The organism is Acinetobacter sp. YH16044 (genome assembly GCF_013417145.1).
GTDB classification, from domain to species: domain Bacteria; phylum Pseudomonadota; class Gammaproteobacteria; order Pseudomonadales; family Moraxellaceae; genus Acinetobacter; species Acinetobacter amyesii.
Map to the genome: position 1 here is coordinate 145,034 of NZ_VPEK01000002.1, position 26,494 is coordinate 171,527.

General features: G+C 41.6%; 32 protein-coding genes. 15 read left to right on the forward strand and 17 right to left on the reverse strand.

Annotated elements, in window-relative coordinates; translation table 11 throughout:
* The first annotated feature begins 124 nt into the window (after positions 1-124).
* Positions 125-2,341 carry a PhoX family phosphatase gene (locus FTV38_RS02155; RefSeq protein ID WP_180021087.1) on the forward strand — a complete coding sequence of 739 codons (2,217 nt, stop codon included), beginning with the start codon at positions 125-127 and terminating at the stop codon, positions 2,339-2,341.
* Between the two features lie 41 nt (positions 2,342-2,382).
* Here FTV38_RS02155 and FTV38_RS02160 read toward each other — a convergent pair whose 3' ends face one another.
* Complete coding sequence (locus FTV38_RS02160; RefSeq protein WP_180021089.1) at positions 2,383-3,162, reverse strand: NRDE family protein; 780 nt, start codon at positions 3,160-3,162, stop codon at positions 2,383-2,385.
* A 93-nt stretch (positions 3,163-3,255) separates the two neighbouring features.
* On the opposite strand from FTV38_RS02160, the gene lgt reads away from it, so the two are divergent.
* Positions 3,256-4,068 (forward strand): prolipoprotein diacylglyceryl transferase, encoded by an 813-nt coding sequence (gene lgt / locus FTV38_RS02165; protein ID WP_078189677.1) that lies wholly within the window; start codon positions 3,256-3,258, stop codon positions 4,066-4,068.
* 76 nt (positions 4,069-4,144) lie between these two features.
* Here lgt and FTV38_RS02170 read toward each other — a convergent pair whose 3' ends face one another.
* Positions 4,145-4,978 (reverse strand): YwqG family protein, encoded by an 834-nt coding sequence (locus FTV38_RS02170; protein ID WP_180021090.1) that lies wholly within the window; start codon positions 4,976-4,978, stop codon positions 4,145-4,147.
* Between the two features lie 100 nt (positions 4,979-5,078).
* Between FTV38_RS02170 and FTV38_RS02175 the strand changes: the two genes are divergently transcribed.
* Both FTV38_RS02175 and FTV38_RS02180 read left to right on the forward strand, forming a co-directional pair.
* Positions 5,079-5,471, forward strand: coding sequence for a hypothetical protein (locus FTV38_RS02175; protein ID WP_180021092.1), 393 nt, complete (start codon positions 5,079-5,081; stop codon positions 5,469-5,471).
* Entirely contained in the window at positions 5,472-5,840 is a 369-nt protein-coding gene (locus FTV38_RS02180; RefSeq protein ID WP_180021093.1) for a hypothetical protein, read from the forward strand.
* A gap of 22 nt (positions 5,841-5,862) precedes the next feature.
* Here FTV38_RS02180 and FTV38_RS02185 read toward each other — a convergent pair whose 3' ends face one another.
* Positions 5,863-6,375 (reverse strand): peptidoglycan amidohydrolase family protein, encoded by a 513-nt coding sequence (locus FTV38_RS02185; RefSeq protein WP_078189680.1) that lies wholly within the window; start codon positions 6,373-6,375, stop codon positions 5,863-5,865.
* Between the two features lie 559 nt (positions 6,376-6,934).
* Here FTV38_RS02185 and thyA point away from each other — a divergent pair.
* The 5 genes from thyA to msrA all read left to right on the forward strand — a co-directional run bounded on the left by thyA (position 6,935) and on the right by msrA (position 10,715).
* Positions 6,935-7,777, forward strand: coding sequence for a thymidylate synthase (gene thyA, locus FTV38_RS02190; protein ID WP_078189681.1), 843 nt, complete (start codon positions 6,935-6,937; stop codon positions 7,775-7,777).
* Between the two features lie 100 nt (positions 7,778-7,877).
* The gene (locus tag FTV38_RS02195) at positions 7,878-8,390 is read left to right on the forward strand and encodes a dihydrofolate reductase (RefSeq protein ID WP_168377882.1); all 513 of its coding nucleotides are present in this window, start codon (positions 7,878-7,880) and stop codon (positions 8,388-8,390) included.
* Between the two features lie 27 nt (positions 8,391-8,417).
* Positions 8,418-9,488, forward strand: a complete 1,071-nt coding sequence (locus FTV38_RS02200; protein ID WP_180021095.1) for a DUF4105 domain-containing protein — start codon at positions 8,418-8,420, stop codon at positions 9,486-9,488.
* Between the two features lie 84 nt (positions 9,489-9,572).
* Complete coding sequence (locus FTV38_RS02205) at positions 9,573-10,031, forward strand: META domain-containing protein (protein ID WP_168377884.1); 459 nt, start codon at positions 9,573-9,575, stop codon at positions 10,029-10,031.
* A 159-nt stretch (positions 10,032-10,190) separates the two neighbouring features.
* Complete coding sequence (gene msrA / locus FTV38_RS02210; RefSeq protein WP_180010195.1) at positions 10,191-10,715, forward strand: peptide-methionine (S)-S-oxide reductase MsrA; 525 nt, start codon at positions 10,191-10,193, stop codon at positions 10,713-10,715.
* Between the two features lie 86 nt (positions 10,716-10,801).
* On the opposite strand, the gene FTV38_RS02215 is transcribed toward msrA, so the two are convergent.
* The 5 genes from FTV38_RS02215 to FTV38_RS02235 form a co-directional block, all read right to left on the reverse strand.
* On the reverse strand, positions 10,802-11,206 hold the full coding sequence (locus tag FTV38_RS02215; protein WP_078189686.1) for a biopolymer transporter ExbD: 405 nt from the start codon (positions 11,204-11,206) through the stop codon (positions 10,802-10,804).
* On the reverse strand, positions 11,206-11,829 hold the full coding sequence (locus tag FTV38_RS02220) for a MotA/TolQ/ExbB proton channel family protein (protein ID WP_078192725.1): 624 nt from the start codon (positions 11,827-11,829) through the stop codon (positions 11,206-11,208). Before FTV38_RS02220 ends, FTV38_RS02215 begins: the two co-directional genes overlap by 1 nt.
* A gap of 30 nt (positions 11,830-11,859) precedes the next feature.
* On the reverse strand, positions 11,860-12,624 hold the full coding sequence (locus FTV38_RS02225) for a TonB family protein (protein ID WP_180021097.1): 765 nt from the start codon (positions 12,622-12,624) through the stop codon (positions 11,860-11,862).
* Positions 12,625-12,834: 210 nt separating this feature from the next.
* Complete coding sequence (purU, locus tag FTV38_RS02230) at positions 12,835-13,701, reverse strand: formyltetrahydrofolate deformylase (protein WP_078192727.1); 867 nt, start codon at positions 13,699-13,701, stop codon at positions 12,835-12,837.
* Between the two features lie 79 nt (positions 13,702-13,780).
* Entirely contained in the window at positions 13,781-14,482 is a 702-nt protein-coding gene (locus FTV38_RS02235; RefSeq protein WP_180021099.1) for a TetR/AcrR family transcriptional regulator, read from the reverse strand.
* Positions 14,483-14,598: 116 nt separating this feature from the next.
* Between FTV38_RS02235 and FTV38_RS02240 the strand changes: the two genes are divergently transcribed.
* From FTV38_RS02240 to FTV38_RS02260, 5 genes are all read left to right on the forward strand, one after another.
* Positions 14,599-16,047, forward strand: a complete 1,449-nt coding sequence (locus FTV38_RS02240; protein ID WP_078192729.1) for a coniferyl aldehyde dehydrogenase — start codon at positions 14,599-14,601, stop codon at positions 16,045-16,047.
* A gap of 162 nt (positions 16,048-16,209) precedes the next feature.
* Positions 16,210-16,446, forward strand: coding sequence for a 50S ribosomal protein L28 (gene rpmB, locus FTV38_RS02245; protein WP_000048256.1), 237 nt, complete (start codon positions 16,210-16,212; stop codon positions 16,444-16,446).
* A gap of 12 nt (positions 16,447-16,458) precedes the next feature.
* A complete protein-coding gene (rpmG, locus tag FTV38_RS02250; protein WP_001205031.1) occupies positions 16,459-16,614 on the forward strand; it encodes a 50S ribosomal protein L33 in 156 nt (51 codons plus the stop codon).
* A gap of 141 nt (positions 16,615-16,755) precedes the next feature.
* On the forward strand, positions 16,756-18,474 hold the full coding sequence (locus tag FTV38_RS02255; RefSeq protein ID WP_078192730.1) for a cation:proton antiporter: 1,719 nt from the start codon (positions 16,756-16,758) through the stop codon (positions 18,472-18,474).
* A gap of 177 nt (positions 18,475-18,651) precedes the next feature.
* Positions 18,652-18,894 (forward strand): hypothetical protein, encoded by a 243-nt coding sequence (locus FTV38_RS02260; RefSeq protein ID WP_180021101.1) that lies wholly within the window; start codon positions 18,652-18,654, stop codon positions 18,892-18,894.
* Positions 18,895-18,972: 78 nt separating this feature from the next.
* Here the strand turns inward: FTV38_RS02260 and FTV38_RS02265 are convergent, their stop codons facing one another.
* The 7 genes from FTV38_RS02265 to FTV38_RS02295 all read right to left on the reverse strand — a co-directional run bounded on the left by FTV38_RS02265 (position 18,973) and on the right by FTV38_RS02295 (position 24,426).
* On the reverse strand, positions 18,973-19,251 hold the full coding sequence (locus tag FTV38_RS02265) for a hypothetical protein (RefSeq protein ID WP_078192732.1): 279 nt from the start codon (positions 19,249-19,251) through the stop codon (positions 18,973-18,975).
* Positions 19,252-19,356: 105 nt separating this feature from the next.
* Positions 19,357-19,860, reverse strand: a complete 504-nt coding sequence (locus FTV38_RS02270; protein ID WP_180010190.1) for a DUF6586 family protein — start codon at positions 19,858-19,860, stop codon at positions 19,357-19,359.
* A 75-nt stretch (positions 19,861-19,935) separates the two neighbouring features.
* A complete protein-coding gene (locus FTV38_RS02275; RefSeq protein ID WP_180021104.1) occupies positions 19,936-20,298 on the reverse strand; it encodes an ASCH domain-containing protein in 363 nt (120 codons plus the stop codon).
* Positions 20,299-20,340: 42 nt separating this feature from the next.
* Positions 20,341-20,592, reverse strand: coding sequence for an RNA-binding protein (locus FTV38_RS02280; protein WP_078189697.1), 252 nt, complete (start codon positions 20,590-20,592; stop codon positions 20,341-20,343).
* Between the two features lie 86 nt (positions 20,593-20,678).
* The gene (locus FTV38_RS02285) at positions 20,679-22,667 is read right to left on the reverse strand and encodes an ATP-dependent helicase (RefSeq protein WP_168377891.1); all 1,989 of its coding nucleotides are present in this window, start codon (positions 22,665-22,667) and stop codon (positions 20,679-20,681) included.
* A gap of 119 nt (positions 22,668-22,786) precedes the next feature.
* Positions 22,787-23,146: a hypothetical protein gene (locus tag FTV38_RS02290; protein WP_180004573.1), complete on the reverse strand. Its 360-nt coding sequence runs from the start codon at positions 23,144-23,146 to the stop codon at positions 22,787-22,789.
* A 125-nt stretch (positions 23,147-23,271) separates the two neighbouring features.
* Positions 23,272-24,426 carry a glycerate kinase gene (locus FTV38_RS02295; protein ID WP_180021106.1) on the reverse strand — a complete coding sequence of 385 codons (1,155 nt, stop codon included), beginning with the start codon at positions 24,424-24,426 and terminating at the stop codon, positions 23,272-23,274.
* Positions 24,427-24,509: 83 nt separating this feature from the next.
* Here FTV38_RS02295 and FTV38_RS02300 point away from each other — a divergent pair, with 83 nt between their 5' ends.
* Entirely contained in the window at positions 24,510-24,959 is a 450-nt protein-coding gene (locus FTV38_RS02300; RefSeq protein ID WP_180021108.1) for a carboxymuconolactone decarboxylase family protein, read from the forward strand.
* 77 nt (positions 24,960-25,036) lie between these two features.
* Here FTV38_RS02300 and FTV38_RS02305 read toward each other — a convergent pair whose 3' ends face one another.
* Both FTV38_RS02305 and FTV38_RS02310 read right to left on the reverse strand, forming a co-directional pair.
* Positions 25,037-25,609, reverse strand: coding sequence for an HdeD family acid-resistance protein (locus FTV38_RS02305; RefSeq protein ID WP_180021110.1), 573 nt, complete (start codon positions 25,607-25,609; stop codon positions 25,037-25,039).
* A 126-nt stretch (positions 25,610-25,735) separates the two neighbouring features.
* Positions 25,736-26,494: a hypothetical protein gene (locus FTV38_RS02310; protein WP_180021112.1), complete on the reverse strand. Its 759-nt coding sequence runs from the start codon at positions 26,492-26,494 to the stop codon at positions 25,736-25,738.

The following is a 26,494-nucleotide window of genomic DNA, read 5'->3' on the forward strand; positions in this document are numbered from 1 at the left end:
AGCAGCGAAATCTAAACACCTATTTCATCAGTTTGCAACATTAGCTTCAAAGCACTGTCATATTTTATCGATAGTTTTATGTGATCAACTTTTACCCAGCACACCTTTGCCAGGATTTAAATTCATGACAAACATGCCATATAACGAAGATCAAGAACTTGATAACAACACTTCGGATAACCTTCATTTTCGTGACATTTTAGAACAACGCATCAGCCGTCGTAGCTTGATTACCAAGACTGCGAGTGGTGCAGTCGCACTTGCATTGGCATCTTCATTAACGGGGTGTAATGATGACAATGACTCAGATTCAAATAGCAATACCAAACCACCAGTTACCGATCCAAATCAAAAACCGACCAAATTCAATTTCACACCAGTGAAAAAGAATTTAGACGATATCGTGACCGTTCCTGAAGGCTATCAAGCGCATGTGCTATATGCGATGGGTGACTCGATTAACCCTGCATACCCAGCGTGGGATGATAACAATGTTCCTTCTGGCCCGAGCTTCCAATTCCGCTCTGGTGACTGCCATGACGGTATGAGCTTCTTTGGTTTAAATACCACCTCTGGACGTTATGATGCCAAGCAGTCTGACCAAGGTTTGTTGGTGATGAACCATGAATACATCAATCCGACCTTCTTGCACCCGCAAGGCCCAACCAAAGTAGAAGGTCGTCGCCCTGAAGATGAAGTCATCCGTGAAGTCAATGCACACGGTGTTTCTATCATTCAAATTGAAAAAGACAGTAAGACTCAAGCTGTCAAACTGGTACAAAACTCACCTTTCAACCGTCGTATCACAGCATCGACCGTAATGGACTTTAAAGGCCCTGTTGCAGGCTCAAGCTTAGTTAGTACGAAGTTTTCAGCCAATAGTCAACAAACCCGTGGTACACACAACAACTGTGGTAATGGTTATACCCCTTGGGGTACTTACCTGACGACAGAAGAAAACTTCATTGGTTACTTCGCTCGTGCGAAAGACGATGATGCCAAACGTAGTCCTGCTGAAATTGTTGCACTCAACCGTTATGGTCTAAAAGCGGGTGCGAACTCACGCTATGGTTGGGAAACAGCGATTGGAAGTAATGAGTCACAAGATTTATATGACCGTTGGTCAGCAAATATCATAGGTGCTCAGGCAGCTGAAGATTACCGTAATGGTCCAAACACCTTTGGTTGGATTGTCGAAATTGATCCATTTGACCGCCGTGAAAACCCCGTAAAACGTACTGCACTGGGTCGCTTTGCACATGAAGACTGCCGTGCAAGTCGCTTACGTGAAGATGACAACCTCGCATTTTACATGGGTGATGACTCGCGTGGTGAATACATCTATAAATTTGTATCCGACCAAAAATGGAATAAAAAAGATGTCAACGGTGGCTATGCTGCTGGTGACAAATACATGAACAACGGTAAGTTATACGTTGCCAAATTTAACAATGACGGCAAAGGTCAATGGATTGAATTGAGCTATAACGTCAATGGTTTAAACCAAAGCAACAGCGTGTATCCTTTTAGCTCACAAGCAGATGTTCTGACCTTCGCACGTCTTGCCGCAGATGCTGTCGGTGCTACCAAAATGGACCGCCCAGAATGGGTCGCTGTGCATCCAGACAATGGTGAAGTCTATGTGACTCTCACCAATAACTCGAACCGTGGTACGACGCATGCACTAGATGCTGCCAACCCACGTAACTACACCGACCCTGAAGGTGGTAAAGGCAACGTCAACGGTCATATTATCCGTTTCCGTGAAGATGGTGATACAACCACAGCGCTCAGCTTTACTTGGGATATTTACCTGTTTGGTGCTGAAGCAAAAATGGCGAGCAACATTAACTTATCTGGTCTCAATGACAACAATGACTTGTCTTCACCCGATGGGATGTGGTTCGACCCACGTGGTGTGTTATGGATTCAAACCGATGACGGTGCTTATACCGATACCACCAACTGTATGATGCTTGCTGCGCTTCCGGGTCAAGTCGGTGATGGTACAAAAGCCACGACATCATCGGGTCAAGAAACCATTGTGGGTGCAAAACTGAATGATGAAAACTTACGTCGCTTCCTGACTGGACCTAAAGAATGTGAAATCACAGGTGTGACGATGACACCTGACTACAAAGCGATTTTTATCAATGTGCAACATCCCGGTGAAGATTCAGCATCCTATTCTGAACCGACCAGCCACTGGCCTGCATCACAAACCAATGCAGCAGCGACTTCACGTCCTCGCTCAGCGACCGTAGTCATCACCCGTAAAGATGGTGGTGTGATTGCTGGCGAAGCGGTAGAACAAGCTCAGCCAACGCAAAAAACCGCATAAGACACCTCTAAAAAATAAGCCGACGAATCGTCGGCTTTTTTTTATGGCTTTAAATGCACTTCTATCTGGGTGATCTGTCCTTGTTGCTCACCCTGCTGCTGTTTTTCCTGCCAATGCCACTGTGAATCCCGCATACACAATAGATTTGAACAGCGGGTGCCATACACCGGACTTTGAATAAAGGTCGAAGACAGCAAATGTTCCATCTCTGTCTGAATCCCAGTATTGGGTAACAATGCTGGAATGATTTTACGTTCATCTTCCAAAATATCCCACGCAGCGGCATCTATGTCCGCCTGTGGTTGCTGGCTTTGTAGCATCGGCAAAAATTCTTGCGTGAAACGTTTACGTAAATGTCGGGTCTTTTCCCAATGCTCAGTCATTAAACCATTGGATGTGACATACACCCCTTTGGCTAAGACTTGTGGTGCTTCACCGCGATTACTCATATAAACGGCTTGAGTAGCGTCGCCAACGAATAAATTAAAGCCAGCATAATTACATTGGATTTGTTCAAGTGCTTGCGCAAAACGAATGGGCGTTTGCTCAGATTCTAAAAATTGCTGAATCAAAGCACCACGTGAAGTGGGATATGCAGTCTGATCACGACCATCACGAAAATTGGTCACAATCGCCCAACGCCCTAGAGCGGTTATCCCCATCCATGTTCCACAAGACTGTAAGTCCTGCCCTGCAATAATCGGACTATCCACCCATTGTTTTAGGCCTGCCGTCGGTCGATGATAAAACTCATCACGATTCGAAATCAGGCAGAGTGGCATGTCATCCAAGACCTGCCAAGCAAAAGCCACAATGCACATATTCAACTCTCAATATCTTTACACATTGAATGTACAACATTTTTCAGCACATTCAGCTAAAATCTGTGCAAAACATAATGACAAGGAACAGCAATGCTGACATATCCAAATATCGACCCTGTGGCGATATCACTGGGGCCACTACAAGTTCACTGGTATGGTCTGATGTATTTATTGGCCTTTTTATTTGCATGGGGCTTGGCAACCTACCGTGCAAAACAACGTGACGGCTGGAACGCAGAAATGGTCTCTGACCTGATTTTCTACGGTGCATTGGGTGTCGTGATTGGTGGACGCTTTGGCTATGTCTTCTTTTATGGTTTCGATCAGTTCCTTGCCAACCCACTATGGCTGTTCCAAGTTTGGACCGGCGGCATGAGCTTCCATGGCGGTTTCCTTGGTGTCATGATTGCCATGTTACTGTGGTGCAAGAAATATAAAATGACCTGGTTCCAGACCCTCGACTTTATTGCACCCTGCGTTCCAACAGGCTTGATGTTTGGTCGTATTGGGAACTTTATTGGTGGCGAACTGTATGGTCGTGCAGTGACCGATCCTAATTTTGCTTTCGGCATGATCTTCCCGACCGATCCACTTCAGTTGGTGCGCCATCCGTCACAGCTCTATCAAGCCCTCTGTGAAGGTTTAATTCTGTTTATTGTGCTGTGGTGGTTTAGTTCAAAACCTCGTCCACGTTATGCCGTTTCAGCCTTGTTCCTCATCGGATATGGTATCGCACGCTTCACCGTTGAATTCTTCCGTGAGCCGGACAATGGTCAACTGTTCATTGGATGGATGAGTAAAGGTCAGTTCCTGACAGTTCCGATGATTCTGATTGGCCTATGGATGATGTGGTATGCCTACCAGAAAAAAATCTATGACTGGGGTCCACAAAAAAATCATTAATTTTCCATGTGGTCTTAAATAAATTGATACTAATTTATCATTCAACGCCCAATGATTTTCATTGGGCGTTACTGTTTTAATGACAGGCCCATTGGAAAATAACTTGAGAAAAATCTTTATTCTTTAAATCCTGAGGATGAATATACCATTGGGCGATACCACCATCACACCATTCAAGACTATCATCTGTATCTAGCTGCATTAATAAAATATGATCTTGAATTCCAAGTTCAATACGATTATCTCTTGAATGTAAAAAGTTGGCATACCCTCCAAGACGGTGTCCACCTTCGATTTGAAAATATTCTGTATAGGGCTTTTCATAATACTCATACGCATGAGCAATATCTGCATAAGTATTGTTAGTCTCAACCTGTGTACGATTAAAAAGTAATGGAGCAAAACGGTAATCAAAAAAAGTCATGTACTGCTGTACAAATCTAAAATCAATCAAACGACTAGGTGCTACCCACAATTGTTCTTCATCTTCAGATAATTCAGTAAGCGCTTTAAAATTTTCAACCTGTTGTAAACAACCCTGCTCTTCAACGACTATTGGAAAATACAAAACACGATGATTTATTTGAACATTATCTCGGCTTTCATCTATTCCCAAACCTAAATCTTTCATATTTAAATAAAATTGTAAAATCCCTTGGTCTGGAAAATTTTCTAGATGAGGAATTTCACCAAAATTAATTTGACCTAAAAATTGTAAAGGTTGATCTGATTCTTTGGATTTCGGATATTCAAAACCCAATGGTAAATAAGGAGATCCTCCTAAATTACTATCCCAAGGTTTGAACTCATCGCTTCGCTCTTTATCAAACTCAATACAGGTTACTCTTGTTGACTTTATTTTTTCTAAAAAGGGATGAAATTGTTGAGGTAATTGTTCAAGTTCTGACATTATTATTTCCATTTTCTCTCATTAATCCGATATACAACTAAAACTTACATTCTACAAAAGATGATTTATACTTTTATTATCTAATAACACTCTTTCAATTATGCTTGAATTTTGGTTTAACCCCAGCATTTCTGTACTTAAAAAAATCCTGGTTTTTATTGCGATGGCCGTACTGACCGGTGTTCTCTACTGGATGGAACCCCTAACACTTCAAGCCATTCTAATGTTCATGGGTACAGGCGTCATTTTCCTGATTTGTCGTTATTGCAAGATTCATTTTGCAGCAAAAAATCCAACAGGTTTGCTCTATCGTTTATTGACTTGGATACCGATTGCACTGCTGTTAGCATTGGTTTTTATCAACATGAATAAGGGTGAAATTCTGATTCCCGGTGCTCAAGGCATTGGCTTTATGGCTTTGGCAATCTGCCTGCTCTCCCCGATTTCACTGCTGAATAAAAACGAGAAAACTTCACCCCAAGGTAAAGTTTAAATGCTGACGTTTTGGTATTCTGAGCGCTGTAACCGACAAATCAAGCTCATCATTTGTATCAGTACCTGCGTGCTTATTTTTCTATGCGCTGAACAAAAACAACTAGACCCCCGCTTTGCGGGCTTCAGTTTAGCGATTGGTTTGATGATTGATCTGCTTTATAAGCTCAGACAAGACAAACTAAAAACACTGTCTCAGTCATTAAAATGCGGTTTGGCTAGTTTGCCCATTTTATGTTTAGTGTGCTTAATTTATTTTCTACCCAATGAGCAACGCTGGATTTTAGCGCTGCAATGTGTGGGCTTTACTGCAATTGGATTATTTATCGTCTCGATCTACAGTCAGCGCTCAAAAAGGTTTGAAGACTAACCTTTTTTGCAGCCACGGGCTGTTAATCTGCTAAGCGATAATAGCTGTATTTCACATTTGGAGTTCGATAGACCGCATAGCCCGCTTGACGATAATCAGACACCCAGTCCTTACCTGAATATGCTGCGATATGACCATAACGACTACTTTGATTGCGGTCGATAATATAAATATCGCCTTTCTTAGGACGATCAAACGCTAAATTAATTTTTTGATAACCAATTTTTTGTAATGTGCTGCCCCAGTCTGCTGCGGCAACGGGGTGACCGTTAAAACGTGCCCCAGCGGACTCAAGTGCTAGACGAACACTGCGGGCACATTTCTGAGTACTGCTTTGACGGGTAATGCCTTGTAAAAATCCAGTCAAACGATCGATATCGATACGCTGACCATTTCGGGATACCACATTTTTAGTCGCTGCTTTTTGAGTGGTATTGGACTTGCCCGTATTTTTACTCGCCTGAGAACGAATTATGATATTTGCCTGAACTGGAGCATGCACTTCACTCAAGTTTACATTGTGATCATAAGCCATTCTTTAACCCACACTCCCGCCTGTATTTAGGCATTCAAAAATTTTAACGAGGGTGATAGTACCGCGTAAATCATGTTTTTTCATGTAAAAAATGTAAGATTTCTTAAACAAATCTTCACATTTAAATACGACCGTCTATTTTTAATTCAAATCGATTTATTTTTGATATCAAACCCTTATTCAGAAATAATAGCCCAAAATCATCTCTTCACAATGAGAAAAATCACGTTTATTTTTTAATCAAACTTATCTGTATTTTTTTCAACGCTTCGAATGAAACATCGTTCAATATAAAAACAATAGAGCTTAAGTTTCCTAAGCTCATGCTTGATTTAACAGACATATTGTCTCGTTAACGCTTGGTGTAATTGTTATTAATAGACGTATTCGCTCCAATAATTCAGTGCTTGTGGCATGCAAAATTTGGTCATCACCCAATAAACACCGTATGTTTTTGATTTTTTAAACCCGACCATATTCAAGTGCCCATCACAGTTCCTTCCACACGCAAAACAAGCTAATATGTGCCACAAGAAATTTAGCAAATTATGAGAGAGACATGCGCCAGTATTTAGACCTTTTACAACACATTCTCGACAACGGCGGCGACAAGGGCGACCGTACGGGTACGGGAACACGTTCTGTATTTGGTCATCAAATGCGCTTCGATCTTTCTCAAGGTTTCCCTTTACTCACCACCAAGAAAGTTCATTTCCGCTCTATCGTGATTGAACTGTTGTGGTTCCTTAAAGGCGATACCAATGTTCAATATTTGCAAGACAATAAAGTCTCGATTTGGGATGAATGGTCTACAGCAGAACAAACTGCACGCTTCGGTCGTCCTGCCGGAGAATTAGGTCCTGTTTACGGTCATCAATGGCGTAATTTCGGTGCAACCAAAAAAGCCGATGGCCTATATGAACAAGATGGTTTTGACCAAATTAAATGGTTGGTCAATGAAATCAAAACCAATCCTAACTCACGTCGTCTAATCGTGTCTGGTTGGAACCCAAATGAGGCCGGTAATGTTGCATTGCCACCATGCCATACCTTGTTTCAATTTTTTGTTCAAAACGGAAAATTATCTTGCCAATTATATCAACGCAGTGCTGACGTTTTTTTGGGTGTGCCGTTTAACATTGCCAGCTATGCCCTGTTAACACACATGATTGCGCAAGTTTGTGGTCTAGGTGTAGGCGACTTCGTTTGGACCGGTGGGGATACACATTTATATGCCAACCATTTCGAACAAGCGCAGTTGCAATTGACACGTGAACCAATGGGTCTGTGCCAATTAAAACTCAATCCTGAAATTACCGATCTTTTCGATTTTAAATTTGAAGATATTGAAATCGTAGGTTATGAATCACATCCTGCGATTAAAGCCCCTGTTGCGGTTTAATTTTTAGAAATCCCAAGTGAAAAGCAAAATCCCGCTTTACCTCAAGCGGGATTTTGCATTCTAATAGACGGCAAATATTTCGGCTATTTGAGTTCAAACTATGGCATTTCAAAATTTAGAAATCGTGCACGTTGTCGCTATGGATCAGCAGCGCTGCATTGGTAAAGGGAATGATTTGCCGTGGCATATATCTGCCGATTTACAGCACTTTAAAGCCATCACTCAAGGCGGTGTAGTGGTCATGGGACGCAAAACCTTAGAGTCTATGGGACGTACCCTACCGAAGCGTGTCAATTGGGTCATTACACGAGATAGCAATTGGTCATTTGAAGGCACCAAAGTCGCATATAGTATCGACGAGGCGTTAACGCAAGCTGTTGCTGATGTTGCAAGTTCAGAAAAACCAACGAGTTTGTTTATTATTGGTGGTGGTGAAATTTTTAAGCAAACCATCGGCATCGCAGACCGTTTAGAACTCACGCATGTTGAACTCGATGTTCAAGGTGATGCGCATTATCCTGAAATTCCTGCGGACTTTCAAAAAGTGGCGTCAGAACAACATATCGACGACAAAACTGGGATTGCTTTTGAGTTCGCAACTTACCGAAAATAAAGAAAAATCTTAAGCTAAAAGAAAAATATGCAACAGAGTGACCAACAAGCAATCTTCAAAAAAATAGGGCGAAGTATTCTTCATGCTCTATTTAGTGTGTTTGTCCTCTGTTCTTCGATTTGGCTCTGTGCCGCCCTGTGGATACAGCAACCGGCAGGCTGGTTAGGCAGCCGCATTATCATTGGGATCTGGATCGCTTTTGCCCTGAGCATTTTAGGCATCTATATTACCCAACACTTTTTTAGCCGTCGTAAAGATGTCTTGATTTATATTGTGGGCTTTATCTGTGGTCTATTTTGGTATTTTGGCATGGAGGCACGCCAAGATCGTGAATGGAATCCTGAAGTGGCAGAAATTCTGCATTATGAAAAGCAAGGCAATCTGGTCACCTTACACAATGTGCGTAATTTCGACTGGCATGCCGATGGCAGCTATACCCCGCGTTGGGAAACCCGCCAATATGACCTAAGTCAAATCAATGGCGTCAACATCATTACCTCGTATTGGATGGGGCCGAAAATTGCACATACACTGGTCAGTTTTGATTTTGCTGACCAACCACCGCTGACGTTTTCGATTGAAATTCGCAAAGAGAAAAATGAAGAATTCTCTGCGATTGGTGGTTTTTTCCGTAAATATGAACTGAGCCTCATTGCTTCTGATGAAAAAGATATCATCTATACCCGCAGCAACACACGCGGTGAACAGGTCTATTTCTTCCCCGTAAACATGCCAAAATCTGAAATGCAGGCGCTGTTTATTGAATATCTGCATAAAGCCGATGAACTACAGACTCAACCCAAATGGTACAACACGCTCACCAGTAATTGTACAACACTGGTGTTTGACATGATTCAAGCGGTTTCCAAACATCAACTTCCAACCGATTACCGCTTATTTGCATCCGGTTATTTGCCGAATTATTTGCACGACCTCCATGCCATAGACCAAAATTGGGATATGAAAACATGGTATCAAAAAGCCCATGTTAACCCCCGCGTCTCTCAAATTAAGCAACTGAGCAGTGAACAATATTCGAAGTTAATCCGACAAGGTTTGCCGCATTCACAGTCTAATCCAAGCGCCAATCAATTGTAATTCTTAAATATTGATACAAATATGGCTAGCTTATCTGTGCGATATTTGCTTAGATAATTGAAATGCTTCCACGGGGAAATTCCGATGCTAAAACAAATATTTGTTGCTGCAACTTTGGTTTCAACTTTAGTGGTGACAGGCTGTGAAAGCATGCCTGCACAAGACAACACCATAACTGAAAATTTAAACCTATTACAAAACCGTACTTGGATTGCCACTCAGATTGGCAACACCCCAATCAAAACAGCACCCAATGCGCATAATATTCCAAGCATTCAATTCGATGCGGCTTCAAAACGTGTCTCAGGTGCAGATGGCTGTAATCGTATAATGGGCGGCTATAATGCTGGCAAAGACACCATAACGTTTGGCCCGATTGCAGCGACACAGATGGCTTGTCTCAATAACAATGGGCTAGACCGACAGTACCATGCAGCACTCGAAAAGGTAACGCATTATCAAGTTTTTGGAAAAACTTTGAAATTACTAGACCGTCATGGCAATTTATTAATTCAATATGAAAGCGCCGTTCAACCGCGTTAAATCATTTTAAAAGTCTGCTTCGGCAGACTTTTTTATTCACTGTTCAGTCATGCCAGAGACATTTAATGCACATAAACTTGTGATTAGTATACAGACGTACATTGCAGTTTTTAGCTATAACCCCATATTAAACATCAGGGAACAAGATAGGATTTCACTATGCAACAAGCGGTATTTGGTGGTGGATGCTTTTGGTGTGTAGAAGCAGTTTTTCTACAACTTCAGGGCGTGCAAACAGTTGTCAGTGGTTATGCAGGGGGAATTACTCAGCATCCAAGCTATGAGCAAATCTGTGAGGGAAATACCCAACATGCAGAAGTCATTCAGATCAATTTTGATGACAGCCAAATCAGTTTTAGCCAATTGCTGGATGTATTTTTCGCAACCCACGATCCCACTACGCTGAACCGTCAAGGCAATGATGTCGGTACACAGTATCGCTCAGTGATTTTCTATCAAGACGAATCACAAAAGCAAATCGCTGAACAACGTATTGAAGAATTAAAAGCTGAAGGCATCAATATCGTGACTGAACTCAGTCCAATGCCGACCTTCTACCCTGCCGAAGAATATCATCAGAACTTCTTTGCGCGTAACCCAAACCAAGGCTACTGTAATTTTTCAATACCACCTAAACTCATGAAATTACGTAGCAAATTTCAAGACCTACTCAAATCTGAGTGATCTATTTGTACGACATTTTTTCAAAATAGAGACATAAAATAAAGCGACATTTCAGTCGCTTTTTTTTAGCTATCTTTACTTAGTGCTTAGTTATCACTGGCAAAGGCGATATCGCTGAGTCCGGCTCCACTCGCACGCGACATCACTTGCGCAACTGTGTCATAACGTGATTCTTTATCGGCTTTTAAGACCAATGCAGGTTTACGCTCTTGCTGACCAGCTGTATTTAGACGACTTTCTAAATCTTCGAGCGTCACAATATCACCATTCCAAGCGATATCACCCGCTGAGTTAATACTGATGGTTACGCTTTCAGGCGGCAGATCAATCACTTCTGCAGTCGTTTGTGGCAAGGTTAATGGAATTGATGGGTTGGCAACAGTCGCAGTCACCAAGAAGATGATCATCAATACCAACATAATATCGATGAGCGGAATGAGGTTCATCTCATTCATGCCAGCATCGTTGTCTTCACCCAATTGAAAAGCCATTAAGCTTGACCTCCAGCTAAACTTTGCTGTGCAGTTTTCACGTCTTCTTTCTTCGCTGCAGATTCTTGTTGCAACATAGTATCAATCAATAAACCATGCGCTTGATCTTGCAATTCATTCGACAGTGTACGGTTAAAACGAACACAAATGTTATAAGCCAATACCGCAGGAATCGCCACAGCCAAACCAAGACCGGTCATGATCAAAGCTTCACCGACTGGAGTTGCCACTTGCGCTAAACCCGCTTGACCGCTTTTACCCACTGCTACAAGGGCATGAAAAATACCCCATACTGTACCGAACAAACCTACGAACGGTGCAATTGAAGCAATCGTACCCAATACAGATACGCCTTTTTCAGCATTAGCTTTTTCTACCGAAATTTGACGTAGTAATGCTTGTTCAGCCACAGCCTTACGTTGTTCAAAAGCCAAAGGAGCAAATTTCGCTTTCAGTTTGCTTAGTGCATCTGCAAGGTGGTTATACGCCACTTGTTTGAGCTGACGTGTGCCCATAATACGAAGAACGAAGATCGTCCAAGTCGCAATCGACATTGCAAGTAACACGAAATACAGTGTTTTGCTGACTGCATCTGCATGTTGCCAATAAACTGAAAAGTTCATATTCGAACTCCTAATGGGTTAGCCGGAATCTTAATTAAGTTTAAAGTTGAATGGTTGATCAACTCGCGTCGGAGTTGCCACACCATTATCAATATATTTGGATAAACGTGCACGCTTCACTGCATCAGTCACTTTACGGTTTACAGCAGCGCCACAAGTCGAGTTTTTAATGGTTGCTGATTCGACTTTACCTTCAGCACTTGCAGCAATCGCAACTTCAACTGTACACGACGCTTTTAATTCACCATCTTCAAATTGAACATTAGGTTTCTTAATCCAACTGACACCATTACCGATGCTGACTATTTTAGGTGTCGGTGGCGCAGGTGGTGCTGGAGGCGCAGGTGGTGGTGCAACAGGTGCCGGAGGTGTTGGTTCAACACGAACGACTTTCGTTTCAGAAACCACAGTTGAAACAACAGGTGTTGGTGGTACGTTTTTGACCGCTTCAACAGTTGGTTTCGGCGCATCTTTCTTTTTCACCTGTTCCACTTTTTCCACTTTCTTCGGTGGAGGTGGTAACGGCTTATCTACTATTTTAACTTCTTTTGGCTTTGGTGGCTCTTTCTTCGGTTCTGGTTTTGGCTTCGGAGGTTCAGGTTTTTTCTCTTCAACAATCTTCACAAAACGAACTTTAATCGGATCTTTTTCGATCGGTTTAAGTTCTGGTGCTTTCATATTGCTGACCGCCCACAATACCCCCATATGCCCCACCACAACAGCGAGAAGCGCAGTAATGATTTTCTTTTTCATCGGGTTAGGTGATTGCATCATTGGAGCGGGAGATTGACTCATTAAACTCAGTTACCTTGAAGAAGCGATTGCATTTATTTTGTTAAAAATACAATCATGCTCATCGGTTAGCACAATTAAAGTACAGCAATAATAAATGAGAAGTGTTTTCATTTGCAACTATTAATTCGTCAGTTTTAATGACTTTTTTTAATCATAATATAAAAAAGGCATACCTAAAGTATGCCCTTTTATTCAAAAATTCATCTCGTTTTATTGAAATACAACAGTTTTATTACCATCGACAATAATACGATCTTCAAGATGCCATTTGACTGCACGTGCGAGTACATTACGCTCTACGTCCTGACCTAACTCACGCAATTGTTCAACGGTAAAGTCGTGACTTACACGCTCTACGTCTTGCTCAATAATCGGCCCTTGGTCAAGATCCGCAGTCACATAGTGTGCTGTCGCACCAATCAACTTCACACCTTTTTCATGCGCTTGTTTATATGGGTTCGCACCAACAAAGGCTGGGAGGAATGAATGGTGAATGTTGATCACTTTCATTTCCCATTTTTGAACAAATTCTTCGTCTAAAATTTGCATATAACGAGCAAGAACCAATAAATCATTGCCTTGCATCAATTGATCAATTTGCTCATAAGCTTCACGTTTGTTTTCTTTGTTCACAGGAACAACTTCAAACGGAATACCGAAATTTTCTACAGATTCACGTAAAGCATCGTGATTAGACACGACTTTGGTGATTTCACATGGTAAACCACCACGTGCATGACGCCATAACAGTTCAAGCAAAGCATGGTCAACTTTAGACACCAAGATACCGACTTTCTTCACATCACTGACTAAGGCTAAACGCCAGTGCATGTTGTAACGCTCAGCAACATTGCTCGCAAATGTTTGAGTTAGACTTTCTTTACGGCTTTGTAAATTGTCCAATTCGAACTCAACACGCATGAAGTATCGCCCCCCTTGAGCTTCAGTCGCGTATTGATCAAGTGCGGTAATATTTGCTCCCTGATGATACAAAAAGCTCGATACAGCTTGCACAATCCCTGGTTTATCTTCACAGGTAATGAGTAAGCGTGCTGTGTTAGCGGTCGACATATTCATGTTGGTTTATATCACTAATCAGTTAAATTGAAAAAATAGCCGAGTATTCTAACGCTTTTTAAAGCCAGACTAAATAGTCTTATTCAGTAACCTGATGCTTTACGTTTGAAAGACTTGCAAATAAGTCCGACGGCCCTAAAGTTTCGAGCAGTCGCTCATAGGTTTCACGGCTTTCACCACGTAGATATGCGCCTTCTAAGAACACCATTTGTCGCAGTGCTTGCCACACCCACTTTTCTTCCAAAGTATTGGAGTCGGTAATATGGCCCGACATATAAAGGAAGTTGGTCCAGTTGGTCAGCACGATCCACAAGTTAATGGTTAAGGCCTCAATTTCAGAATCGGTCATCTGCATTAAGCCTGCGTCAACAAAGGCACGATAAATTTTCTGCCCTTGTTGCATAACTTGACCGGCAAAACGTGGATACATTTTGCGGAAATCTTCATTATTTTCGACCAAGTGATAAACATCACGATGTAAAAAGCGATAAGCCCATAATTGGCTACTTAACACTTGGAAATAGCGAATTTTATCATTGGCATCAAGCTGACGATCATCAGGAAGCGCTAACATTTCTAGCGTTTCATGCTGATATTGCTCCATTAATTCCTTAATAATTTCACTTTTATTTCGGAAATGGTAATACAAGTTACCTGGGCTCATTCCCAGTTCAGCAGCAATATGATTGGTTGTCACTGAACGCTCGCCACGCTCATTAAACAACTGCAAACTCAGCTGCAAAATACGTTCTTTCGTTTTTAAGGTTTTGGTTTGAGACATCCTAAAACAACCATTTATTTCAAAGCATTAGAACACTAACACATAAAGTAACTTGACTATTTAGAGTATTTGCTCTAAAAATTAATTAATCGCTAATTTGGATATGGTCGTGCGACATGAATAGTCAAACAAAAACAACTTCAATGACACCACATTCTTTTGATCACCAGCATCTCAACAATATGTTGGAACAGCAGAAACAAGCGTATTTACGTTACCCATTGCCTACAGCGAAGGAACGTATAGACCGTTTGGCTCGGCTTAAGCGTATCTTAGTTAAGTATCAAGATCAATTTGCTGATGCAATTAATCAAGACTATGGTAACCGTTCTATTGGTGAAACCAAGATTGGTGAGTTACTCACATGTCTTGAACACATTAAATATTATAGCAAGCATTTGACAGACTGGATGAAACCATCCAAACGCCATGTCGGAATTATTCACCAACCTGCAAAAGCATGGGTGCAATATCAACCACTTGGTGTCGTCGGCATTATTACGCCATGGAACTACCCACTGCTTCTTTCTATAGGCCCACTGATTTGTGCTTTGGCTGCGGGCAACCATGCCATGATCAAAATTTCGAGTGCCTCTGCGGTATTCGGTGATGTGCTCGAAAAAGCTCTCGCAGAAGCATTTCCTCAAGAATTGGTCGCAGTCGTCAATGGTGGTGGCCCAATTTCAGATGCGTTTAGTCACCTTGCCTTCGACAAAATGATTTTTACTGGCTCGACCAATGTCGGTAAAACTGTCATGGCGGCAGCGTCTGAAAACTTAGTTCCGGTGATTTTAGAATTAGGCGGAAAGTCACCTGTATTGGTTCATCCGTCTATTGACCTAGCAGATGTCGCACAGCGTCTTGCTGTTGGTAAACTTTGGAATGCAGGTCAAACTTGTGTTGCACCTGACTATGTGTTCTTACCTCGTGGTAAAACTGCTGAATTTTTAGATCACTATAAAGTGTGCGTTGAAGCTATGTACCCAAGTATTGCTCATAATCAGGACTACACCTCGATTATTAATGACAAGCAGTACAAGCGCCTACAAGGTTATTTAGAAGATGCACGTGATCAAGGCGCACAAATCATCAGTTTTAACCCACAAAATGAAAATGTGGACGCTGTACGTAAAATTGCACCGACTGTTTTAACGGGTGTCACTCCAGACATGCAAATTATGCAGCATGAAATCTTCGGTCCGATCCTTCCGATCATGGAATATGATCAAATTGACGAGGTTATTGCTTTTATTAATAGCCGTCCTCGTCCACTTGCTTTATACTATTTCGACTTTGATCAGGCACGTGCCGACTATGTCGCGACACGTACCCATTCAGGACATTTCGGACAAAACACGGTATTAACCCATGTGGCTCAAGATGACCTGCCTTTTGGCGGTGTGGGGGCTTCGGGTATGGGGAAATATCATGGTCCAGAAGGTTTCTTCAGTTTGTCGCATGAACGCTCGGTGATGTCGAATCCAAAACTCTATAGTTTGAAATTCATTCTTCCACCGTTCAATAAGCCGATCCACAAACTGATTTCGAAGACACTTCTTCGATAAACGATCAAGGCATGAACGATCACACTAGGTGATCGTTCGTTTTATGCAAAATCGCTTGTCTTTTAAGCGCATTTTTGATATAAAACGCCCCTTGAATGAATTCAATGTTTTTTTTGACTGGCCATACAGATTTGCTGTTGGCTAAATCAATGGAGTTACACCATGTCTAAGGTTTGCCAAGTTACCGGCAAGCGTCCAGTCGTTGGTAACAACGTCTCACACGCCAACAACAAAACTAAACGCCGGTTCGAGCCGAACCTGCATCACCACCGTTTTTGGTTAGAAAGCGAAAAACGTTTCGTACGTCTTCGTCTAACTACTAAAGGTATGCGTATTATCGACAAATTGGGCATCGAAAAGGTTGTTGCTGACCTACGTGCTCAAGGTCAAAAGATCTAAGGAGCTACGAACATGCGTGATAAAATTCGCCTAGTTTCTTCTGCTGGTACAGGTTATTTCTACACTACCACTAAGAACAAACGTACTATGCCGGAAAAAATGGAAATCAAAAAATTTGATCCAAAAATCCGTCAACACGTAATTTTCAAAGAAGCTAAAATCAAATAATTTTAGTTTTTTGAAAAAAACGACCTGCTTAGGTCGTTTTTTTTTGCATTTTTTTTATTCGAATTGCTAAACTTTCAAAATGCTTTTGGCACTTTTTGTGCTTGTCTTTTTTACCCTTAACTTAGGCTTAAGGAGTTTTTAGTGCCTCATGATGTAGAACTCATAATATTACTTGCTGTTGGCTTTGGTTTTGCCTTAATTTTTGGCTATATAGCTGCGCGCCTGCGACTTCCTCCCCTCATCGGCTATCTGATTGCCGGTATTATTATTAGCCCAAATACGCCTGGAGTAGTTGGTGACATCCATCTCGCTAACCAGTTGGCCGAACTCGGTGTCATGTTCCTGATGTTTGGCGTGGGTATGCACTTTTCACTCAATGATTTGATGCAAGTCCGTCGTATTGCTTTGCCCGGTGCCATTTTACAAATTGCAGTGGCGACCTTACTGGGTATGGGAATTTCCATGCTTTGGGGCTGGAGCATGGGCTCAGCCTTAGTGTTTGGCTTAAGTTTGTCGTGTGCAAGTACGGTGGTTCTCCTCAAGGCTCTCGGTGACCGAGGCTTACTTAATTCCGTGAATGGTAAAATTGCTGTAGGCTGGCTCTTGGTTGAAGATTTGGTCATGGTCTTGGTTTTGGTCTTACTCCCTGCCACAGCAGTATTGCTTGGTGGACAGCCACTCACAGAAAGTAGTGCAGATGAAAATATCTGGCTCACCCTTGGTATTACCTTACTCAAAGTGGCAGGTTTTATTGCCTTTATGCTAATCATTGGTAAACGCTTAGTGCCAATGATTATGCAAGTGGTTGCGCGCTTAGGCTCACGTGAATTATTCACGCTCACCGTGGTTGCAGCAGCCGTGTCTATTGCCTTTGGTGCCTACAAGGTATTTGGTGTATCCATGGCACTGGGCGCATTTTTTGCTGGGATGGTAGTCAAAGAATCGGACTTTAGTCACCGTGCAGAAGAAGAAACTCTGCCGCTTCGTGAAATTTTTTCGATTCTGTTTTTCGTCTCCGTCGGCATGCTGTTTGATCCACGGATCTTGATTGAACAACCGCTTCATGTCTTAGCTGTGGTCGGTATTATCATGATTGGTAAGACCATCGCTGCAATGGCGTTGGTGTTGTTCTTCCGTTACCCCATCAATACCGCATTAACCGTTGGGGCGAGTTTGGCGCAGATTGGTGAGTTCTCATTTATTTTGGCGACCTTAGGTGTATCTCTAAATCTCCTTTCAATGGAAGGTCAAAATCTGATACTGGCAGGCGCTTTAATCTCGATTACGCTGAATTCATTTATATTTTCAGCCATCGAGCCTATGCAGCGACTCATCCGTGAGCGCTCGAATTTGGCCCGTTTACTGGAACGTAGTAGTGACCCATTGGCCATGTTGCCGGATGAGGTCTCACAGGATTATCTGCGTGATCAGGTGGTGCTGATTGGTCATGGTGAAGTAGGTCGTCGTATTACCCGCGAATTAATGAATGAAAACATTAAAGTGGTTATTGCTGAAGAAAACCGTGAAATCGTGGAAAACTTGCGGGAAAAAGGCATCGCTGCGGTATCCGGTGTAGCAACAGAACCGGGTGTTTTAATTCAGGCCCATATTCAACACGCACGCCTTTTGGTCATTTCACCTATGGATATTTTAGATATTCATAAAATTGTCGACATTGCCAAAATGCTGAATCCGTCTATCCAAGTATTGGTTTGTGCGGAAAGCAAAGAAGAAGCTGAAGTCATTCGTCGTGACAATGTCGGTGAGGTTTATTATGCCAAAGAGGAAATGGCAAAAAATATGAGCAATCATATTTTAAATCAAATCCAAATTGCGCATCACCAAACACCGACACACTAAATGCCTAAATAAAACGCTTAGGGGCAATACCCAAAAGGCGATGCATTAAAGCATCGCCTTTTTTTAAACTGATATAATTCAGTAATATTAAAATCACAAATAATTGAATTTAAAAAACATATTGATAAAATGAGCACCAAACAAAGCATCATTTTAAAAACTTCAAACAAGATAAACATGTTCATTCTCTATTTAGGCTTTGCCATTATTTTAATTGGCGGTCTGGGCTTTCTCATCGCTGCATTTAAAACCAGTATTTTATGGGGACTGGGCTGTCTATTCTTTTATCCCATTTCCATCGTCTTTCTGATTTTGTATTGGCAAGATGCCAAAAATCCATTTTTCTTACAGCTCATCGGGGTCTTCATTGTATTTTTAGGATCGATGCTGATCTCACCTGCTGAATTGGGCAAAGTCTAAGTGCCATTTTGAGTATAAAAAAACGCACCAAAAGGTGCGTTTTCATCAACATGATCCACAAAATCAGCAGCTATATGATTAGCTCATATATTTTGGCTTTTCATCAACCACTTCGGCATGCCATTCATCCACTTGTTTTTCTAACAAACCAAACAATGCAGCCTGAATCATTTGCTGAGCGATCACACTCATTTGATCGCCCAAAATATTGCGTAATTCTTCATTGAATTGGATAGTCACCAAAGGCTCTTTTTCTGAGCCTGCATTACGCAATGCCAACTCACCACCTTCCAATTGAACCAGCTCTAAAATTGCTTCCTGGTTCCCAAAGAGTTCTTTCAACTGTTCTATAGACATATATCCCTCCATGCGCAACATGGTGATAAAGGCATCTGCACTTTGTATTACTTAGATAATCTTATATCGGGTTAAATAAATTTATTTCAAGTAGCAATAGTCCGATTAGAATTCCACCATCTCGTTACGAAATCCATCAATCAATTGGGTTAGATCACGATGCCATTCACGCAAAATAGCGGTATCTGGCAACCATGCTTGCGGTGTTTGAGTGACTTTAATAATTAAATTTGAAGACGTTTCATCTTCTGGCTCTGGTGCAGACGGTTCAGGTGCATATTGACACATACGATGTGCGCGTTTCAGCTCTGCAATAAAGCCCTGCTTTGCCAATTGCTGCATAACAGTCACTTCAGGTGATACCTGACCTTTTTCAGCCATCAGCGTTTCAATCGACTTTAACGTGGGCGCAGGATCATTTAAACGATAGTAACGCACCAACTCTTGTAAAAACGCAAGTACTGCACCATGCAAATGAAAAACTGCTGCTTCGCGATAAGCCTGAGCTTGTTGAACATGATCGGTCTGCTCAGCTTGCTGACATGCAAGACGGCTAAAATATAACTTTTGATTGGTACGATCAGCATGAAAGCGAGCAACACGAGACATGAACAATTCCCTAAATTTTGGCGTTTTTCTACATGAATAAGCTTAAACGGATTTTTAGGAAATTCACAATAAATATTATGGATGATCGATTTCAATTAAATAAATGTCACGCTTTGCGGGAACAGGCATATCCCAATCAATCATCCTGATATTTTCTAGACGCCAAGCCCAATATCCTGCTGCCCAATATGTCGCCTGCGCTTGCTCTATCTCATTTTCAGTCCATGCATGAACGTCATACACATCGACCATCGCCACCGCACGTCCAAAATCTTCTTCTCCGCTTTCATGTAAGTAGCGTTGATTTTCCACGATCACTAAATCTTTTAAAGGCAAATGTTCGGGCTGCCATGAGCGGACTTCAAGCGTTTTAAGCCCACACGCAATGTTCGAACCAGATGGCGCAACAATAGACAAAGCCGAGTAGCGTTTTTTCATAGATCACCGATAAAAAAAGGAGCGTTACGCTCCTTTTTAAATTTATGCTTTAGGCTTATCTTCAGCCGCTTTTACGCGAATACCCGCACCTTTGACTTTCAAAGTATTCAGGCCTTTAATCGCTTTTACAGCTTCACGACCATTTGGCATTTCGACAAAACCAAACCCTTTCGATTTACCTGTGCTTGCATCCATAACAACAACAGCAGACTCTACTGCGCCAAATGGTTTAAACAGTTCAACCAATTCTGCTTCAGTAACTGAACGCTCTAAGTTACGTACTAAAATTTTCATTCAATCTTCCAAATAGACAGCATCATCAAAAAGCATTTGTCTATTTTGCTTTTTAACTTGCATGTAAATCACGTCAAAAATCTATTTTAATCGAGATCGATACCAAAATCTAAATTAATCGATTTTCTTTCGATTAAGGCACTTTTTACGGTTTGCTGACGGGTTTTATAGTGTGTTTCCAAACTACATAAATTTCGAGTTAAATCATTCATAAAGTAACTTTCTACTTTACGGCCTTGCTCATCGACAGTTTCACGTGCCCAGTGGTTCAAGTTTTGCTTGGTCAAAATCAATTCATTTTGCGCACGTGTCAGCGCCACATATAACACGCGACGTTCTTCTTCCACTTCATCGAAATTACCTTGGGCACGTGCATGTGGATATTGCCCTGGTGTGACATTCGCCACATAACAGACTTTTTGCTCCGTTCCTTTTGCCGAATGAATGGTAATTAAAGTCACGACATCACTGTCAGATTGGCGTTCAATTTCAGAAATGGAAACTGGATCAAGGACATATTCTTCTAAGAATTCACTCAACTGCGTATGTTTGGATGCCAATTGTTTCACCAGATCAAAATCACCGACACGGCGGTTCCAATCTTTTTTATAGTTTTCTTCCAGCTGCTCAGAAATCGCTTGAACAGCCAAGCTTACACATTCTTTGACCTGATCTTTCAACACCGACATTTGCTTCATCATCAGAATCGCTTGGTCAGGTACTTTGCCAAACTTTTCCAACTTGGTTGCAATGGCTTGCATTTCTGGCTCAAGTAAAATCTGCTGCGATAACTTACTCGCACCGACATCACCCACACCATTCCACAAGGTTAAAAAGCGCATCCACGCGATATCATCTAAAGGATTGGCCACTACACGCAGCACACTGAGCAAGTCTTTTACATGGGCTGTTTCAAGTAATTTCATGCCGCCGATAAAGCGATACGGCACATTTGCGGCAATACAGGCCGCTTCAATATGACGAGCAGCAAAGCTTGAACGCACAAGCACCATATGATCCGACCATTTGCTGCCTTCGAGGTAATGACGCTCTTTGATGTCGATGGCAATCCATTTGGCTTCATCAAACTCATTCGGGAAAATATGCATTTTCGGCTTAATCCCTTCACCACGATAGGCATCTAAGCGTTTGTCATATTTAATTTCGCTTTCATCCAACAACCAATTCGACAGGTCTAAAATTTCTTGGGTTGAACGATAATTTTTTTCAAGTTTAAAAATCTGTGCGTCGGGTACCCGCTCTTTGAAATGATGAATATTTTCAAAGTCTGCACCTCGGAAGCCATAGATTGACTGTGCATCATCGCCGACACAGAACAAACTGACACGTTCCTTTAGTGGCTCAAGTAACGCCCATTGTAGCGGATTGGTATCCTGCATTTCATCAACCAACATGTGGCGACAAATTGAAGCGACATAATCGACCAGTCCATCTGATTCCGCCAAGGCTTTCGCCACAATCGCCAAGATATCGTCATAATCTAAAAAACTACGCGCACGTTTACGGGCTTCGTATTCTTTCATGATATCCGCGATTTGATCTTTCAACGCAAAGTACTCAGGCATTTGCTTTTCCATAGCAATGCTGAGTTTTTGGCGCGTATTCCGCGCAAAGGAATACAGATCACAGAGTTCTTTCGGCTTGGGCAAGTGATTGGGGTTTTTCTTATCATCACGACCACGAATCAGGCGGAACATCATGAGTTGATCATCACGATCAATAATCGAAAACTGTTCTAGACCAAAGGCTTTTGGAATACGGCGCAAGAGGTACATACAAAAGGTATGAAAGGTTGATGCACGTAACCCTTTGGCTTGCTCACCTAGAGCCAACTCCACACGAGCAACAATTTCACTCGCTGCACGACGAGTAAAAGTCAAAATTTGAATTTGATTAGCAGGCACGCCTTGATCAATTAAATAAGCTGCACGCGCTACGATGGTTTTGGTTTTACCACAACCTGCTCCCGCCAAAACCAAGCTATGCTGTGCTTCTGTTGTTGCGGCTTGTTTTTGTTGAGGATTTAATTCATCAATCAGGTTGGCTAAACTCATGGTGTCTCATCGTGCTATGTGAGTTGGTAGTTTAACAGAGCTATAGATAAATTATGAGTTTTACAATCTAGTAAGAAATCTTGATTACCAACAAAGTGCAACACTTTATAGAATTAATTTCATTTAATAATGCCACTTGCTATCGAAAGTTTTTCAATAGTTTCGCAGTTTTTTTCAAAAGTCGTTCCTGATAAATTCTGAATTGCTAGTTGAAAAGGTAATATTTCATTTTTCAAATTATTTGCTAGATGCCCAGCATCTTGAATCTGTTTATTTTCTAAAGCTAATTTATACATTGCAAGTTTTGAGTCCCAAACCTTACATGTTAATAAATTGCTTTTTACAGTTGCCTCAAACGAACTTTCAGAATTTAACTTCTTTAGTGCTGCCTGATCTCTAGCAAGTTCATTTTTATAATTCTTATAATTTACATTAAATTCCGCTTCAGAAATTCTTTCTGCATAAATCGGTGTGCTCATAAACACTATTGAGAGAATTATTATTGGTTTCATAAATTTCATTTGTTTAATAATTAAAGAAAAACAATACTACAAAATAAACAAAGCTATTAGTCTTTTATTATAAAAAAATCATTACTAAAATTTCAGTCCCTTATAATATTGTATCTACATCTAATAGCCCTAACCACATTCTTGCAACACCATTCTAAATTTCTCTTACCATTTTTTAATGCATCTTCCAACTTACAATCTGGTGGATTAATCCCAACAATCTGTGTGAAACCTAAATCATAAAGTTCTGTTATTTCCTCACCCACTAGACCAGCAAAGGCGATCACAGGTTTATTATATTTTTTTGCAACTTGCGCCACACCAAATGGTGTTTTACCTAACTTGGTTTGATGATCAATTTTCCCTTCACCAGTCAGTACATAGTCTGCCTGTGCTATTTTTTCCTTCAACTGAGTTTGTTCAATGACCAATTCCACACCTGATTGCATCGATGCACCTGCAAAAGCCATCAACCCAAAACCTAATCCACCTGCAGCACCTGCACCTGCGACAGCACGTAAAGCACAATCCAATGTCGCTTCAACCACATCGGCATAATGACTGAGGTTCTGATCTAACTGACGCACCATCTCCTGCGTTGCACCTTTTTGCGGGCCAAAGATATGGGTTGCACCATTTTCACCACATAGTGGATTAATGACGTCGCTGGCAATGATAATTTCTGTATGCGCTAAACGTGAGTCGAGCTGCGTCAAATCAAGACTGTTAATTTGATCGAGACAACCACCACAAACTGCTATTTCCAAGCCATTTTCATCTAAAAATTGTGCCCCCAAGGCTTGCGCCATACCTGCACCGCCATCATTGGTCACACTCCCGCCCAAGCCAATGATAATTTTACTTACTCCGAAGTCTAGAGCAGCCTTGATCATTTCGCCCGTACCATAAGTTGACGTCAGTAAAGGATTTCGCTGAGCCATATCGACAAGATGAATACCATTGGCTTTTGCCATTTCAATCACTGCGGTTTTCCCACCGTCGATCAAACCGAAATACGTCGTCACACGTTGATTGGGCAAAGGACCTGTAAGCGCTATCGTCAATTTTTGGCCGTCGCAAGCACTGAGTAACGCATCTACAGTTCCCTCACCACCATCTGCCATTGGCACAGCGATGACATTTGCATCAGGTATGAGTTTTAAAATTGCACGCCGCATCGCGTCACAGGCTTGTTGAGCACTCATACTTTCTTTAAATGAATCGGGCGCAAGAACAAAAGTGGTCATCTAAATGCTCAAAATAAAACTTGTCCTCAACCATAACGGTTTTAAAATAGCAGGTATATCTAAAAACATCAGAAAGGCTCGAAATGTCACGAATCAATCTAGGTCAGTCTGCACCTGAGCTATATAAAAAAGTCGCAGAACTTGATGCACTGGCAATGAAAAAAATAAATGAAGCTGGCCTAAGTGAAGGATTAGCTCATTTACTCAAATTACGTGCATCCCAAATCAACGAATGTGCGTTCTGTATTCGCATGCATGCGCAAGATGCACTGAAAACAGGTGAAAGCATTGAACGTATTAGCCTACTGACTGCATGGCGTGAAACTGCGTACTACGATAAAAAAGAACGTGCTGCTTTAAACTTGATCGAAGCGATTACATTGATCGCCGAAGGCCAAGTTCCCGATGCAGTTTATGAAGATGCTTTGCCCTTTTTAACAGATGAGCAAATCAGTGCCGTGGAATGGTTGGCTATTGTGATCAACACATGGAATCGTATCGCCATTAGTAGCCGCTATAGCGTGAAACCTTAACGGGTTGTACATATTAAAAGTAAATAAAAAAAGAGTGCCTCAGCACTCTTTTTTTATTTATCGGATCCGCAAGCAGCTTACTGCTCTGCCGAGCTTTTCGGTACTTCACGTCGAATATAAGAAGCCAAAGTAAGGTAGTTGACCCCTTGGAATAAAATATCAACCGCCAAGAATAATCCTAATACCCAAAATGGCGCATCAGGCGACATCAAAATGATCACACCTGTAATCAAGGTCAATAGACCTGAAAATAGTGTCCATCCCCAACCTTGAAATGCTCGAAATAGCACAGCATTAAAGATACGAATGACCCCTGCAATGATCAAGATAATCGCCAATAAATTAGTCAGGACAATGGCTGTTTTGACAGGCGTTGTAAATGCATAATAGCCTGCGACCAAATACAGCACACCAAATAGTGCCCAGAACCAGCGGTAGCCGCCTTCAAAAATTTTAAATGCCGCGACGAAGTGGATTACACCACCTAACATCATCAGCACACCAAAAATATAAATCACCGTAAGTGTCGCAAATGGCAAAGCTGCCAAAAGGACCAATCCGAAGACCACCAATAAAGCACCTAAACCGAGATACCACTTACGGTTTTCATGGAGCTGACTGCGAATTAAATCGTTGCCTACTGTTCTCATGTTTTTTCTCAAGTTATTCGTTATTCAATGGATTATGCAACTTCATGATGAAGAAAAATGAAAGAAAAGTCCAAATCTTATCCACACTGCTGATTTAGACTGTGGATAAGATAGGTTTTATCCACATTATTTTTTCCATCCCACTTCAATCGCTGTGACGTCATTCACCACAGTATCAGCTAAATCTTCAGGCATTTTACTTTGCGTCTGTGAGGTAGGAATATGCCCTGCCATCAGTTCAGCTTTGCTTTGTGGAAACAAAGGCTGCCGCTCAGGTTCTGCATAACCGACAGGAAAAATCGGCTGACCTGTAGCCAAATCATACTTATCAGTTGCACCAAAAGCGTGTAATAACTCATGTGCTAAAACGATTTTATTCTGCGCTGTCTGTTTATTCGATGCAAATAAATTCACCGATCCAATTCGACCATTTTCCAAGGCTGTGGAATGTTTAAGTTCTTTGGTTTGAGTCGGATCGTAATAATTTAGAAAGAGCGTGACACTCGAAACCCCGTCTACATTTTTATGCTGTTGCCAAGCATAGTAGCGGAATTTCAAACTCCACAAGATAACGTCCAACATACCGGCGTCATTGGGTACTTTGGGAGGTAAAACTTTCAGCTCACGACCTAACTTAAAATACACATAAGTCGGTTGCCCTCGGTATTTCTGTGCTGTCGCTTGTAAATATTGTTGAACATCGTTTAAATCATTGACAGAGAGCTGCTGTATATAAGCTTGAGTGCTCTCTCGACCATCTGCATTAATTGGATGTAACAATACAAAGATCGGTTTACTCCAGTCTTGGTTTTTGTCTTTATAGGCATTGACTGCGACCACTAGTAAAATCAGCAATAAACACAGTACCCGAATTTTTTTCCACAT

Coding starts and splice junctions, on each gene's coding strand:
- FTV38_RS02155 (WP_180021087.1), top strand. CDS start 125: ATGACAAACATGCCATATAACGAAGATCAAGAACTTGATAACAACACT.
- FTV38_RS02160 (WP_180021089.1), bottom strand. CDS start 3,162: ATGTGCATTGTGGCTTTTGCTTGGCAGGTCTTGGATGACATGCCACTC.
- lgt (WP_078189677.1), top strand. CDS start 3,256: ATGCTGACATATCCAAATATCGACCCTGTGGCGATATCACTGGGGCCA.
- FTV38_RS02170 (WP_180021090.1), bottom strand. CDS start 4,978: ATGTCAGAACTTGAACAATTACCTCAACAATTTCATCCCTTTTTAGAA.
- FTV38_RS02175 (WP_180021092.1), top strand. CDS start 5,079: ATGCTTGAATTTTGGTTTAACCCCAGCATTTCTGTACTTAAAAAAATC.
- FTV38_RS02180 (WP_180021093.1), top strand. CDS start 5,472: ATGCTGACGTTTTGGTATTCTGAGCGCTGTAACCGACAAATCAAGCTC.
- FTV38_RS02185 (WP_078189680.1), bottom strand. CDS start 6,375: ATGGCTTATGATCACAATGTAAACTTGAGTGAAGTGCATGCTCCAGTT.
- thyA (WP_078189681.1), top strand. CDS start 6,935: ATGCGCCAGTATTTAGACCTTTTACAACACATTCTCGACAACGGCGGC.
- FTV38_RS02195 (WP_168377882.1), top strand. CDS start 7,878: ATGGCATTTCAAAATTTAGAAATCGTGCACGTTGTCGCTATGGATCAG.
- FTV38_RS02200 (WP_180021095.1), top strand. CDS start 8,418: ATGCAACAGAGTGACCAACAAGCAATCTTCAAAAAAATAGGGCGAAGT.
- FTV38_RS02205 (WP_168377884.1), top strand. CDS start 9,573: ATGCTAAAACAAATATTTGTTGCTGCAACTTTGGTTTCAACTTTAGTG.
- msrA (WP_180010195.1), top strand. CDS start 10,191: ATGCAACAAGCGGTATTTGGTGGTGGATGCTTTTGGTGTGTAGAAGCA.
- FTV38_RS02215 (WP_078189686.1), bottom strand. CDS start 11,206: ATGGCTTTTCAATTGGGTGAAGACAACGATGCTGGCATGAATGAGATG.
- FTV38_RS02220 (WP_078192725.1), bottom strand. CDS start 11,829: ATGAACTTTTCAGTTTATTGGCAACATGCAGATGCAGTCAGCAAAACA.
- FTV38_RS02225 (WP_180021097.1), bottom strand. CDS start 12,624: ATGAGTCAATCTCCCGCTCCAATGATGCAATCACCTAACCCGATGAAA.
- purU (WP_078192727.1), bottom strand. CDS start 13,701: ATGAATATGTCGACCGCTAACACAGCACGCTTACTCATTACCTGTGAA.
- FTV38_RS02235 (WP_180021099.1), bottom strand. CDS start 14,482: ATGTCTCAAACCAAAACCTTAAAAACGAAAGAACGTATTTTGCAGCTG.
- FTV38_RS02240 (WP_078192729.1), top strand. CDS start 14,599: ATGAATAGTCAAACAAAAACAACTTCAATGACACCACATTCTTTTGAT.
- rpmB (WP_000048256.1), top strand. CDS start 16,210: ATGTCTAAGGTTTGCCAAGTTACCGGCAAGCGTCCAGTCGTTGGTAAC.
- rpmG (WP_001205031.1), top strand. CDS start 16,459: ATGCGTGATAAAATTCGCCTAGTTTCTTCTGCTGGTACAGGTTATTTC.
- FTV38_RS02260 (WP_180021101.1), top strand. CDS start 18,652: ATGTTCATTCTCTATTTAGGCTTTGCCATTATTTTAATTGGCGGTCTG.
- FTV38_RS02265 (WP_078192732.1), bottom strand. CDS start 19,251: ATGTCTATAGAACAGTTGAAAGAACTCTTTGGGAACCAGGAAGCAATT.
- FTV38_RS02270 (WP_180010190.1), bottom strand. CDS start 19,860: ATGTCTCGTGTTGCTCGCTTTCATGCTGATCGTACCAATCAAAAGTTA.
- FTV38_RS02275 (WP_180021104.1), bottom strand. CDS start 20,298: ATGAAAAAACGCTACTCGGCTTTGTCTATTGTTGCGCCATCTGGTTCG.
- FTV38_RS02280 (WP_078189697.1), bottom strand. CDS start 20,592: ATGAAAATTTTAGTACGTAACTTAGAGCGTTCAGTTACTGAAGCAGAA.
- FTV38_RS02285 (WP_168377891.1), bottom strand. CDS start 22,667: ATGAGTTTAGCCAACCTGATTGATGAATTAAATCCTCAACAAAAACAA.
- FTV38_RS02290 (WP_180004573.1), bottom strand. CDS start 23,146: ATGAGCACACCGATTTATGCAGAAAGAATTTCTGAAGCGGAATTTAAT.
- FTV38_RS02295 (WP_180021106.1), bottom strand. CDS start 24,426: ATGACCACTTTTGTTCTTGCGCCCGATTCATTTAAAGAAAGTATGAGT.
- FTV38_RS02300 (WP_180021108.1), top strand. CDS start 24,510: ATGTCACGAATCAATCTAGGTCAGTCTGCACCTGAGCTATATAAAAAA.
- FTV38_RS02305 (WP_180021110.1), bottom strand. CDS start 25,609: ATGAGAACAGTAGGCAACGATTTAATTCGCAGTCAGCTCCATGAAAAC.
- FTV38_RS02310 (WP_180021112.1), bottom strand. CDS start 26,494: ATGTGGAAAAAAATTCGGGTACTGTGTTTATTGCTGATTTTACTAGTG.